Annotated in this window: 11 protein-coding genes; 7 read left to right on the top strand and 4 right to left on the bottom strand. The window is 68.6% G+C overall.

Annotated elements, in window-relative coordinates; all coding sequences use genetic code 11:
* Positions 1–117 precede the first annotated feature (117 nt).
* The 5 genes from lanKC to OG876_RS16520 all read left to right on the top strand — a co-directional run bounded on the left by lanKC (position 118) and on the right by OG876_RS16520 (position 8,349).
* Positions 118–2,694: a class III lanthionine synthetase LanKC gene (lanKC, locus tag OG876_RS16540; RefSeq protein WP_328525754.1), complete on the top strand. Its 2,577-nt coding sequence runs from the start codon at positions 118–120 to the stop codon at positions 2,692–2,694.
* Between the two features lie 4 nt (positions 2,695–2,698).
* Positions 2,699–2,836, top strand: coding sequence for a SapB/AmfS family lanthipeptide (locus OG876_RS16535; protein ID WP_130387812.1), 138 nt, complete (start codon positions 2,699–2,701; stop codon positions 2,834–2,836).
* 199 nt (positions 2,837–3,035) lie between these two features.
* Positions 3,036–5,003: a prolyl oligopeptidase family serine peptidase gene (locus tag OG876_RS16530; protein ID WP_328525753.1), complete on the top strand. Its 1,968-nt coding sequence runs from the start codon at positions 3,036–3,038 to the stop codon at positions 5,001–5,003.
* Positions 5,000–6,652, top strand: a complete 1,653-nt coding sequence (locus OG876_RS16525) for an ABC transporter ATP-binding protein (RefSeq protein WP_328525752.1) — start codon at positions 5,000–5,002, stop codon at positions 6,650–6,652. The genes OG876_RS16530 and OG876_RS16525 overlap by 4 nt, the downstream gene beginning before the upstream one ends.
* Entirely contained in the window at positions 6,649–8,349 is a 1,701-nt protein-coding gene (locus OG876_RS16520; RefSeq protein WP_328525751.1) for an ABC transporter ATP-binding protein, read from the top strand. Before OG876_RS16525 ends, OG876_RS16520 begins: the two co-directional genes overlap by 4 nt.
* Here OG876_RS16520 and OG876_RS16515 read toward each other — a convergent pair.
* Positions 8,328–8,918: a response regulator transcription factor gene (locus tag OG876_RS16515; RefSeq protein WP_328525750.1), complete on the bottom strand. Its 591-nt coding sequence runs from the start codon at positions 8,916–8,918 to the stop codon at positions 8,328–8,330. The two genes, OG876_RS16520 and OG876_RS16515, sit on opposite strands and share 22 nt — an antisense overlap.
* 157 nt (positions 8,919–9,075) lie before the next feature.
* On the opposite strand from OG876_RS16515, the gene OG876_RS16510 reads away from it, so the two are divergent.
* Positions 9,076–9,594, top strand: a complete 519-nt coding sequence (locus tag OG876_RS16510; protein ID WP_328525749.1) for a DUF5946 family protein — start codon at positions 9,076–9,078, stop codon at positions 9,592–9,594.
* 358 nt (positions 9,595–9,952) lie between these two features.
* The gene (locus tag OG876_RS16505) at positions 9,953–10,603 is read left to right on the top strand and encodes a transglycosylase family protein (RefSeq protein WP_328525748.1); all 651 of its coding nucleotides are present in this window, start codon (positions 9,953–9,955) and stop codon (positions 10,601–10,603) included.
* A gap of 157 nt (positions 10,604–10,760) precedes the next feature.
* On the opposite strand, the gene OG876_RS16500 is transcribed toward OG876_RS16505, so the two are convergent.
* The 3 genes from OG876_RS16500 to OG876_RS16490 are packed head-to-tail and all read right to left on the bottom strand — an operon-like array spanning position 10,761 to position 12,646.
* The gene (locus OG876_RS16500) at positions 10,761–11,411 is read right to left on the bottom strand and encodes a class I SAM-dependent methyltransferase (protein WP_328525747.1); all 651 of its coding nucleotides are present in this window, start codon (positions 11,409–11,411) and stop codon (positions 10,761–10,763) included.
* Between the two features lie 4 nt (positions 11,412–11,415).
* A complete protein-coding gene (locus OG876_RS16495) occupies positions 11,416–12,057 on the bottom strand; it encodes a Pr6Pr family membrane protein (protein WP_328525746.1) in 642 nt (213 codons plus the stop codon).
* Between the two features lie 40 nt (positions 12,058–12,097).
* The gene (locus OG876_RS16490; protein ID WP_328525745.1) at positions 12,098–12,646 is read right to left on the bottom strand and encodes a 2TM domain-containing protein; all 549 of its coding nucleotides are present in this window, start codon (positions 12,644–12,646) and stop codon (positions 12,098–12,100) included.
* Positions 12,647–12,713 lie beyond the last annotated feature (67 nt).

Here is a 12,713-nt window from a genome sequence, read left to right as displayed (position 1 = left end):
ACTCACTTATAGTGTGTGGGTTCTTCACGTGAGAGTGATGACATCGTGCACTACGCCGGCCCTGGTCGGGGTGTCCAAGATGTGGCGGGGCACCACGAGAAGGGGGGTCGGACAGTCATGCATGAGAGTTACGAGTTCTACTGCCTTGCGGATCGGCGGTTCTACGAGACGCCGGCCAACCGTGGTGCTCAGCATCCGGATTTCGCGATCACCGCGCGGGCCGTTCCGGACGGTTGGCGGCATGTGCCCGGGGAGACCTGGATGCACTACGCACCGGAAGGGATCAAGCTCCCGCAGCAGGGCTGGAAGATCCACGTCTCGGCGCGGCTCGCGGATGTCGAGCGGACGCTCGAAGCCGTCGGGGACTACTGCGTGCCGCGCGGGATCGCGTTCAAGTTCCTGCGCAACGAGCCCGTGCTGGTGATGGTCAACTCGAAGGCCGCTCCCCGTGGGTCGAGCGGCAAGCTGGTGACGATCTACCCGACCGACGAGGCCCAGTGCGAGTTGATCCTCAAGGAGCTCGACGGGGTCCTCGACGGCGTGCAAGGGCCTTACATCCTGAGCGATCTGCGCTACGGGCAAGGTCCGCTCTTCGTCCGGTACGGCGCCTTCGTCAGCAGGCACTGCCTGTCCCCGACCGGCGAACGAGTGCTGGCGCTTGAAGACGACCAGGGCAGACTCGTGCCCGACCATCGCGGCCCGACCTTCGCGCTGCCGGCCTGGGTGCAGCTGCCGGACTTCCTGCAACCGCACCTCGACGCCCGCAACGCGGTCACCACCAACGACCTCGCGTACACGGTCGACGGCGTCATCCAGTTCTCCAACGGCGGCGGTGTGTACCTCGGCCACCACAACGAGACCGGTGACCGCGTCGTCCTCAAGGAAGGACGCCCGTACGCCGGTCTCGACATGGCCGGCCGTGATGCGGTCGCCCGGATCGCACACGAGCGGGACATCCTCGAGCAGCTCGACGGACTGAGCGTCGTACCGAAGACACACGACTACCTCCAGCTGGGTGAGCATCACTTCCTGGTCCAGGAGCACATCGACTCGGTGTCGCTGCAGCGCGAGCTGGTACGGCGCTACCCACTGACGCACCCGGATGCGACCGAGGCCGACAAGGCGGAGTACGCCGAGTGGGCCACGCAGATGGTCGACCGAGTCGCTGAGGCTGTCGGGCAACTGCACGAGCGCGGTGTCGTGTTCTGCGATCTGCACCCGGACAACGTCCTGCTCGACGTGAACGGACGCCTGACCCTCATCGACTTCGAGGTCGCGACCAAGGCCGAGGACAAGGCCCGCTCGACGCTCGCGCATCCCGGGTACGCCGCGCCGCCCGACCGTCAGGGCGTCGACGTCGACCGTTACGCGCTGGCTTGTATCGCTCTGGGTGTCTACGCCCCGCAGGCGACGATCCTGCTGAACATGCATCCCGGCAAGGCGTTCCAGCTCGCCGACATGATCACCGAGACCTTCCCGGTGCCCAGGGCAACGATCGAGGACGCCGTCCGGACCATCGTCGGCCCGAAGGCGACCCACGACCCGGAGATGGTCGATCTCGCGCTGCCCGGCGAGGCTGGATGGACCGAGGTCCGTGAGGCACTCACCAAGGCCATCGTCGCCAGTGCGACACCCGGGCGCACGGATCGGCTGTTCCCCGGCGACATCGCGCAGTTCCGCGACGGCGGCGGCATCGACCTCGCCACCGGCGCCGCGGGCGTCCTCTACGCCCTCGCGACGACCGGCGCGGGGCGCTTCCCGCAGTACGACGAATGGTTGCGCAAACGCGCCGTGGACACAGAGACCGGGCCGGGCCTGTACGACGGCCTGCACGGGGTCGCCCATGTGCTGGACCAGCTGGGATACCGGCAGGACGCGTTGGACCTGGTCGACCGCACACTCGCCGACGACTGGAGCTCCCGCGAACTGGGACTGCACTCCGGGCTCGCTGGCATCGGACTGAACCTGCTGCACCTCGACACGGAGCCGAGCCTTCGCGCGAAGGCGGTCCGCGTCCTGGATCTGGTCGCTGACCGCCTCGGCGACCTCACCGCCGTACCTGAGCTCAGTGGCGGTCAGCATGCGCGGGCCGGGCTGATGTACGGGTCCTCGGGACCGGCACTCCTCTTCCTGGAAGCGTTCGAGCGGCTCGGGGACACCGGGCTGCTGGATCTGGCCGAGATCGCGATCAGGCAAGACCTCAAGCGCTCCGTCCTTACCGACGACGGCATGCGGCAGGTGAACCAGGGCTGGCGGACGCTGCCGTACCTCGAAGAGGGTTCGGCTGGGGTCGCCTTGGTCCTCGAGCGGTACTTGCGTCATCGGCCGTCCGACGAGCTCGCGGCCACGCTCGCCGAACTCAAGCGCGTGACGCACTGCTCCTACTACGTCCAGCCCGGCCTGTTCATGGGTCGCGCCGGTCTGCTCCTCACCGCCGCTGCACTCGGCGAGGAGCAGGCGACGGTCGACGATCTCGTCTACGGACTCGGCTGGCACGCGATGCCCTTCGAAGGTGGCCTCGCGTACCCGGGCAACCAGTTGCTCCGTCTCTCGATGGACCTGGCGACCGGATCGGCCGGCGTACTGCTGGCTCTGGGTACGGCGCTGCACGACGCGCCGGTGTCCCTCCCGTTCCTCGGACCTCCCCAGTGGTCCGAGTCCCTGTCCCGACAATCCACACCGAAGGAGGTGTAAACACATGGCACTTCTCGACCTCCAGGGTCTCGAGACCCCGGGTTACGGCCACGGCGGGCACCACCACGGCGGCTCCACGCTGACCGTGCTGGGCTGCGCTTCGCAGACCCCGAGCAACCTGAGCCTGCTGCTCTGCCACTGATCGGCACCTGGATAGACAGGTTCTGAGGCCCTGGGTGGGCGGCATACCCACCCGGGGCCGTCCTGCGTTCAGCCCCCGGTGACCGACTCGCCTCGGTCGCCGGGCGTTCCCTGCCAGGACGACCTCAGGATTCCGGGGTAGCCCGGAGCCCCGGCGGTCGTTGATTGGGCAGGACGGAATGAGAGGGGTGAGGGACTCCGTGCAGTCTTATCCATGCGCCGAGCGGCTACCGCTCGTGGAGCAGGTGCACGGTAGTGCCGTGGGGGATCCGTACCGGTGGCTCGAGGATGCCTCGGGTGACGACACCGTGCGGTGGCTGGCGGGCCAGCAGGACGTGTGGCTGGAGTACGCCGGCTCGTTGTCCAACCGGTTCCGCCTGCGCAACCGAGTGCGAGAGCTGTCGAACGTCGGCAGCGTGTCGACTCCGGTGTGGCGCGGCGAGCGGTGCTTCACGGTGCGGCGGGAGGCGGGGCGGCAGCATGCGGTGTTGTACGTCGACTCGCGGCCGGTGCTCGATCCGCTGGAGCTCGACCCGACCGGACTGAGCACGCTCGACGGCTGGCAGCCTTCCCCGGACGGCAGCCGGCTCGCGTATCAAGTCTCGCGGGGCGGAGACGAGCAGTCCGTCCTCCACATCCTCGATGTAGCCACGGGTCAGCTCATCGACGGCCCGATCGACGGCTGCCGCTACTCCCCGATCGCATGGCTTCCCGACGGGAACTCCTTCTATTACGTGCGTTTCCGTCAGGTACGACGCCATCGGCTGGGCGTGCCTGACGACACCACGATCCTGGCCGCCGAGGCGTCGTACGGACTCGAGATCAGCGCGGACGGTCGGTGGCTGACGATCTCGGCGGTGCGCGGCGCGGCGAACGACCTGTGGCTGGCGGACCTGTCCACAGCTGAGCCGCCAACGCCTGTCCAGCAAGGTGTCGACGCGACCACGGTCATGACGGTCGGTCCTGACGGCCGCCTGTACGTCGTCACCACGCAGGGCGCGCCCAGCGGGCGGGTCTGTGTCGGCGATTCCTCGGATCCGACGGTCTGGCACGACTACCTCACACCTGATGCACCCCTGACCGGGCTGGCGGTCCTCGACGACGTCGTCCTGGTCGGCACACTGGGTGGGATCACCGTGCACGAGCGCGAGACCGGCCGGCAACTGGGGACCGTCGACGTCCCGGGAAGCGGCTCGATCGGCTCGCTGAGCACCGATGGTGGCGCGCGAGCCTGGTTCACCTATACCGACAGCATCACGCCACCGACGGTCTACCGCTACGACGCGACCACCGGACGTACTGCGCCTTGGCGGCAAGAACCCGCGGCAGCGACAGCAGCCGAGACCCACGCGCTCACCTACACCTCCCCCGACGGCACCGCGCTCGAGCTGCGCGCGATCAAGAAGCCCGGCATCGAAGGACCCCGGCCGACGATGCTTTATGGATACGGCGGATTCGGCCAGATGCTGACCCCGACGTACTCCGCCTTCGCGTTGGCCTGGGTCGAGGCCGGTGGCATCTTCGTCACCGCATCTGCCCGTGGTGGTGGCGAGCGTGGCGAGGCGTCGCATCAAGCCGGGATCCGGCGGCACAAGCAGAAGGTCTTCGACGACTTCATCGCCGCTGCCGAGCACCTCATCGCCGAGGGCTGGACGACGCCGGATCAACTGGCACTGTGCGGCGAGTCGAACGGCGGTCTGCTCGTCGCGGCCGCCATCACGCAACGACCGGAGTTGTTCGCAGCCGCGGTCTGCTCGGCGCCGCTGACAGACATGGCCCGCTACGAGCTGTCCGGTCTGGGCGAGCGCTGGGTCCCGGAGTTCGGGTCGGCTCAGGATCCCGACGACTTCCAGAACCTGTTGTCCTACTCGCCGTACCACCGGGTCGTCGACGGGGTGAAGTATCCGGCTGTGCTGTTCACTGTCTTCGGGAACGACACGCGCGTGGATCCCTTGCACGCAAGGAAGATGTGCGCCGCTCTGCAACACGCGACCGAGAGTGGTCGGCCGATCCTGCTGCGCCTGGAAGCAGACGCAGGGCATGCCACCGGAGGTGCCAGCCTGGCGGCCGACATGCTGGCCTTCCTGTCCGACCAAACCGGACTCGCCGCGCAGACCGAGCCAGCCGATCGCAGCGGGCGTGCCGATCGATGCACGGCGGCGTCATGATCGGCTTTGGGGATGTTGCCAAGCGGGGGCGGGGGTGGTTGCCGCTGATCGGGATCAATGCCTTGATCGGCAGCGGCGTGACGCTGGCGCTCCCGGCGATCCTCGGTCGTTCTGTCGACGCGATTGTGGCGGGTGCCGGCTACACGCAATGGCTGATGGCGGCGGCCGCACTGATCGCGCTCGGGATCGCGGCGAGCATTGTCGACGCGTTCGCCGGCGCTGCTTGCGTCACTGAGACCACAGCGTGGCTCAGGCATCGCCTGGTCAAGCACGTCGTGCACGGCGGCCCGGAGGGCACCCGTGACTTCGAGACCGGCGACCTCGTCACCCGGGTCTCCGCCAACGCCACAGACGCTGCGCAAGCAGGCCCGGCGGCCGTGACCGCGGTCGCCGCGATCGCTCCGCCGGTCGGCAGCCTCGTCCTGCTGGCGTTGATCGATCCCTGGCTCGCCGCAGCCTTCTTCGGCGGCGTGCTGCTCGTGATCCTGGTCCTGTGGACGTTCGCGAAGCGGACCGCCAACGTGAGCCTCGCCTATCAGGAGACCCAGGGCCGGATCGCCGCCCTGCTGTCCGAATCGCTGACCGGCATCCGCACGATCACCGCCGCCGGTACGACGGAACGCGAGGAGCGCCGCATCCTCGGATTCCTGCCCGAGCTGCACAAGCACGGTGTCGTCACCTGGCGCATCCTGGCCCGCTCCGGCGCGCAGGCCGCGGTCGTCGGCCCGCTCGTGCTGGTCGCCGTACTGGCCGTCGGCGGGCTGCAACTCGTCTCCGGCCGCATCACCGCAGGCGAACTGTTCGCCGCCTCCCAGTACGCCGTACTCGGGGCCGGCCTCGGCAACCTGACCGGCGTACTCGGAGAGATCGCCCGCGCCAAGGCCGGTGTGCACCGGGCCGCCGAGGTGCTGTCGATCGAGTCGATCGCCCACGGCACGCTGCCGATTCCGGCCGGCCCCGGGCAGTTGACGTTCGACGGAGTCAGCGTGGTCGCGGGTGGGAACGTCCTGCTGGACAACGTGAATCTCGACCTACCTGGTGGCGTGACCGTCGCGGTCGTGGGTCCGAGCGGCGCCGGCAAGTCGGTCCTCGCGGCGATCGCGGCGCGACTGCGTGATCCGTCGACCGGACAGGTGTCGCTAGACGGCGTCCCCCTCCAGGCCGTCAGCCGGCATGCGCTGCGCAGTGCCGTTGGATGCGCGTTCGAGCGTCCGCAGCTCGTCGGTCGCACGATCGCCGAGGCGATCGCCCCCGACGCGATCAGCCCGATCCGCACGCTGGCCGCCGCCCGCGCCACCCATGCGCACGACTTCGTCAGCCGCCTGCCCGACGGGTACTTCACGTCGTTGCGCAGGGCACCGATGTCCGGCGGCGAACGGCAACGGCTCGGCCTCGCCCGAGCCTGGTCGGCGAACCGCCTGCTGGTACTCGACGACGCGACCTCGAGCCTCGACACCGCTACCGAGCGGCAGATCAGCCGCACGCTGACCGAAGACCGGCACCACCGCACCCGCCTGATCGTCACCCACCGCCCAGCCACCGCGGCCCGCGCCGACCTGGTCGTCTGGCTCGACCACGGCCAGGTCCGCGCCGTAGCCCCCCACGCCGACCTCTGGCACAACACGTCGTACCGCGAAGTCTTTGGATGAGGAGAGAACTGGCGTACGGCGCCGTAGCGTTGAAGAAGCGGGCTACGGTCGGGTTGATCGGGTGGTCCGTTCCGGAGATATTGCCGACGGCGATCTACGGAGTGGCGGTTGCCCGGGCGACCGATAGCTTTCTCGAGGGACGTGCGTGGCAAGGGATCGTGTGGCTTGGGGGCCTGGTCGCGACCGCCTGTCTGGGGGCGGCGGGTGCTCGTCAGGTCTACGGGCGGTTGGGTGATGTGGTCGAGCCGCTGCGGGATGACTTGGTACGGCGGGTTGTCGCCGGCGCACTGCGGTCCGGGGACGACGGTGCGGTTGCTCGATTGAATCGGCAGGTGGAGATCGTCCGGGACACGTTCGCCGGGTTGGTACTGGTGCTGCGGAGCTTCGCGGTGACGTTGTTCGGTGTGCTGACCGGGTTGTTGTCACTGGCTCCGCTGGTTGCGGCGTTCGTCGTACCGCCTTTTCTGGTTGGGTTCGCGTTGTCGCTGGCGGTGCTGGGGATGGCGGCGGATCGGGTCCGGGCCTCGCTGAAGGCGGACGAGGAACTGGCGGCGTCGGCGGGGATGGTGTTCGACGGGGTGCGGGACATCACCGCGGCCGGGACGGAGGAGTTCGCCGAGCATCTGGTCGGGGAGCCGATCGAGGCCCACGCGTCGGCGGAACGCGCCCTGGCCAAGGTCGCGGCGCTGCGAACGTTGTGCTTCGCGGTCGGTGGGTGGTTGCCGCTGCTGATCCTGTTGGCGGCCGGGCCGTGGCTGGTCGGGCGCGGAGTCAGCACGGGCACGCTGCTCGGTGGATTGACGTATGTGTTGATCGGGTTGCAGCCTGCGTTGAACACGGTGATGAGCGCGCTCGGAGACAGCGGTCTGCGGTACGTGATCACGCTCGGGCGGATCCTGGATGCGTCGACGGCCGCGCCGGAGGCCAAGCGCGGCGGGGCTCCGGGCGGGTTCGCGGTCCGGATCCGTGGTTTGACCTTCGCGTACGGGCCGAATGCCGAGCCGGTGCTGGACAGGCTCGAGCTGATCATTCCCGAAGGCGAGCATCTCGCGGTGGTCGGGCCGAGCGGCATCGGGAAGTCGACGCTGGCGGGGCTGGTGTGCGGGATGCTGACGCCGACCGGCGGGAAGGTGCTGCTGGGCGGTGTCCCACCGGCGGAGGTGACTGCGGAGCGGTTGGCGGAGACGCGGGTGCTGATCCCGCAGGAGGCGTACGTCTTCTCCGGGACCGTACTCGACAACCTGACCTACTTGTTGCCTGCCGCAACAACTGAGCGGATCTGTGTCGGCGCCGCGGTTGAGGCAGTGGGAGCAGAACGCCTGATCGAGAAGATCGGCGGGCTTACGGGTGAGGTCAAGCCGGGCGAGTTGTCGGCTGGAGAGAAGCAGTTGATCGCATTGGTGCGCGCGTACTTGTCACCCGCGCCGCTCGTCGTACTGGATGAAGCGACCTGCTTCCTGGATCCGGAGGCCGAGCGGTTGGCGGAGGAGGCGTTTGCCAAGCGGGACGGGACGCTCATCGTCATCGCGCACCGGATCAGCTCGGCGCTGCGTGCGCGGCGCATCTTGGTGCTCGACGGCAACAAAGCGACTCTCGGCACCCACGTCAGCCTGATGCGCACGTCCCGCATGTACCGCGACCTGCACGGCAACTGGGCGCCGGCGATCGGCCGGAGTCAGATCCAGCCGGCGTCCTGAGCCTTCCGGATCGCCTCGATGCGACTGCGGGCTCCGGTCTTGGCGAGGATGCGGGACAGGTAGTTGCGCACGGTCCCGGTGCTCAGGCTCAAGGTCCGCGCGACCTCCTGGGCCGTAGCGCCCGTGGTGACCTGTCGCAGGACTTCACACTCGCGATCGGTCAGCGGATTGTCGCCCGCCTTCAACGCGGCCACGGCGAGGCGTACGTCGACCACCGGCAGGCCCTTCGCGACGTCGCGCACCGCCTGCACCAACTGGTCGGTGGTGGCGTCGGTCGCGATCAGCCCGATCCGCGGCGCCTGCTTCACCAGCGCGAGACTGGTCGCGACGATCGCCTCGTGGTCGATCAGCATCAGGACTCCGCGGCCGGTCAGCTTCCGGCACAGCTCCTCGATCCGGATCCGCCCGGGCAGCTGTGGATCGAGCAGCACGACATGCGGCCGCCGGCCGGCCACCTGCAGGACGTCCTCCGAGCGGTCCAGCTCGGCCACCACGTCCAGATCGTTCTCCCTTGACAGCACCGCGGCCAGTGCACCACGCACCAACGTGCCACGATGGCCGAGAGCCACTCGGATCACCGCTCTGCCCCCATCACATCCGTCGCCTCATCCCGCAGTCACCGCGCCGCCGCGGTGAAAACCAGCTGCCGGACAGCGGTGCCCGTGCTTCGATCAACGAGTGAACTCCCCCGATGACACGCACGAATCCCCTGGCCGGGGCGCTGGGGTGGGGAAAGAATCAGCCTGCCCAGGGTGCGGCGCCGTACTCCCGCGCTCGGACTGGCCGGGCGAGGCGAAGAACACCGCCTCCCCGGCGTGCCTGGAGGTCGCCGGTGAGCTGCTCGGTTACGAGCTGGAGCACGCGGCTCGGCTCGGGTATCTGCACCAGCTGCGGATCGACGCGTACGGCGCCCAGCACGTCAGCCCGGACGCCCCACGCATCGGGCCGGTGTTCGCACTGAACGGCCTCTATATGTACTTGGAGCGCGGCTCCGGCAACATCGACGTCCGCACCGCCCACGGGATCATGGCCAATGCGTACGACGACTGGCCCGCGCTGACCCCACCCGCGACAGTCGGCCGGCTCACGGCGTACGACGTACTCACGGCAGGTGAGGTCGGGGACGTGGAGGCCGCACTGATCGCGTGGGCGCGGGAGGTGTGGGAGTCGTGGCCGGCCGAGGAGCAGGACGTGATCCGGAAGCTCACCAACGACCTGGTCCCACCGCGATACTTCCGGCGCTGAGACGGGGCAGGTCCAGCAGGTGGGAAAACGACCTGTTCCCGACCGCTGCACGGGCGGGAAACCGGGCGGTTGCGCAGCGTTGCCTCCCCCCTCCGGCCGCGCTCAAACCTTCGGCGCGTCGCACCGGAAACCGTTCTGTTGTTGGGCTTTCGCTACGTCAAGCGACGGAAAAAACCCGGGGCAGATTCCCCGATTGGCCTTGCGCTTCGGGCCAAGGTCGCACAGGATGGCTCAGGTCGCGTCGTTACCGTGGCGTGACCATTCGGACGCTGTCCTGTGACCTGCCCGGATGCCCCCATCCCCTGACGGGGGGCCTGGTGAGTTTCACCATGCCCAGCTCACGAGGAGCGCTTTTCTGATGTCCAAAGCCCGACATGCGCGCCCCCGGCGAAGTACTCGCCGGGTGGCCCGGACGATCACGATCGCCGGTCTCGGGGCCGGCATCACCGCCGCCGGCGCCGGCGCGGCCTTCGCGACCGACTACACGGTCAAGGCCGGCGACACCCTCTCAGAAATCGCCCAGGCGAACGGTGCCGACTGGCACCAGCTGGCGAAGATCAACAACCTCAAGGACCCGGACCTGATCCTGATCGGGCAGACCCTCTCGCTGGACGGCGCGAACAAGGCCGCCGCTCCCGCGCCGAGGAAGGTCAGCGCGAAGAAGGCCGAGACGAAGAAGACCCACAAGGTCGAGACGAAGAAGGTCCGCAAGGCCGAGCGCAAGGTGCGGGACAGCCGGTCCAAGGATCGCTCCACGTCCAGCGGCAAGGCCAACCTGAGCGGCGCCTGGGCCAAGGTCGCCAACTGTGAGTCCGGTGGGAACCCGCGGGCCGTCAACTCGGCCGGGTACTACGGGCTGTTCCAGTTCGACAGGCAGACGTGGCGCAGCGTCGGCGGCTCCGGCAGCCCGGCGAGCGCGTCCGCGGGCGAGCAGCTGATGCGCGCGAAGAAGCTCTACGCCCAGCGCGGCGCCTCCCCGTGGCCCGTCTGCGGCAAGTACCTCCGCTGAACCAGCCTGCCATCCAACCGATCGAGTGGCGGAACGTCCTCCACCACTCGATCGGCCCGGCAGGCCTGCGGTAGCTGCCGTTTGGCGCTTCCCACCCCTCGTGGCGGGTCAGTGCGCAACTCATCCGGGATGGCGACCGGGTGGGAAGCACCAAACGTCAGGTGCGAGTGATGACCAGCATCTCGTCGGCCCCGGCCTGGAACTCGTAAGGCACCTTGCGGATCTCCCAGGTGACGCCGTCGAGCCCCTGCAGCATGTCCTGCAGATACGGCACCGACTCACCGGCACCTTGCATGACCAGCGGGAAGATGCGGACCTCGGAGTTGGCCACCCGGATCAGCTCCCGCAGCGCCGCCTCGTGCCAGTCGCGGTCGTACTTGTCGGCCCACGTGAACAGCAGGTGTGAGCACAGCACCAGCTCGAAGCGCCCGTCGCCGAAGGGCAGCTCCGGGAGGCCAGCCGCGACGTACCGCTCGGGTGCGGCCGCGACGTCCTGCAGGAACGCGTCGGCGGCCTCGATGCGGTACTGGTCCTTGCGCTCGGGCGACCCGTACCAGTGCCAGACGAAGCTCCCCTGGTGCTCGTCCACGATCCCGGCCGTGGCCGGCAGGCTCCGCCGGACCGTGTCGACCAGCTCGGGGTGATCGAGCTCGTACGCCGGATCGGCGGCGATCGCGTCGACGCCACGGGCGGCGGCTTCGGCGGTGAACCCGGCACCACCCGCACAGCAGTCGAGCACGGAGTCGGGGAGGTCCTTCAGGTCGAACATCGCTTCGTACTCGGCGTACGAGCGCGAGGTCACCAGCACGGGTCTACCTTTCGACGGTTGTCTTCCGGTGCAAACGGCGGTCGAGGTAGGTCGCCCCGGCGGCCAGAGCCAGGAACAGTACCGCGACCAGCAGACAGTTCAGCAGCACCCGTGCGTACCCGTGCTCGTCGACGTTCACGAACGGATACGGGTAGAACCCGACGAACTCGCCGCGGATGAGTGTGAACACGAGCCACAGCAGCGGGTAAACAATCGACCACGAAACGATCCGCGCATCGGTCTGCCCGCGCGGACCGAAGAGCAGCCAGCCCACCACCCCGACCACGGGGGCCAGCGTGTGCAGCAGGAAGTTGGCCACCGCCGCCCACCCGTGCGGGTCGTCCGACCCGGCCAGTACGAGGTGGTAGACAATCCCGGTCACGGCGATGCAGAGCACGCCGTTCAGCCGCAGCGTCTTGAACAGCGTGCTCTCCGGCCGATCCGGTTGCAGAGCCAGCATCAGCGCGGTCCCGCCGAGCAACAGGTTCGACTGGATGGTGAAGTACGCGAACACGTTGAACACGCGGTCCGGGTTGTCCGGGAAGAACCCCTCGGTCCCGTTCGCCGTCACGATCAACTGGATCACGATCCCGGCCGCCACCACCAGAGCGGTCATCCCGGCCCAGCTACGCCCCGTCGTCGTCATGTCCGAAATGTACGACGCCGGAGCGCCCGGCGAGGGGATCTCAGACCGACTCCTTCTCCCGGGCCTCGTCGCCGGCGCGGCCGAAGCTGTAACTGAACGAGACGATGGCGTCGATCACCAGCACGATCGTCCAGGTCCCGGCCGGCGCGAGGGCGGCGTCGTACCCGCGACCGGACAGCAGGCCGAGGCCGATCATGATGCCGACAGCGACGACGTACGCGAGCAGGTGGCGGAACCATCCGGCGCGCTCGCGACGAGCACGCTCCGGACCGCGCTTCGGCGGCTTGACCGGGCGCGGCGCACCGCCCAGGAAGTGCGCGGCCCACTTGTCCGCCCACTTCAGCGTCTGATGACCGAAGCCGACGCTGACCCCGATGAAGATCGCGGCCAGTGAGTGCTTGAACGCCGGCACCCCGCCGCGGTGGATGTCGATCACGCTGGCCGCGAGCATCACCACGTCGACCAGCGGTACGGCGGCCAGCAGCACCAGGCCCGCCCTGGGCAGCTTGAGCAGGTAGCGCGTCACCATCCCGGCGGCGAGCAGAACCCAGAAGCCGATCTCACACCCGGCGATCACAGCGAGCAGCACAGCGGTTCACCCTCCCGAGTTTATTAAGTACGACTGTGTTGAGACAAGACTCTAGCACGGCTGTGCT

The sequence above is a fragment of the Kribbella sp. NBC_00359 genome (genome assembly GCF_036097425.1).
Lineage (GTDB): Bacteria > Actinomycetota > Actinomycetes > Propionibacteriales > Kribbellaceae > Kribbella.
The sequence above is the reverse complement of the archived record's forward strand: the minus strand, read 5'-3'. Positions and strand labels throughout refer to the sequence as shown.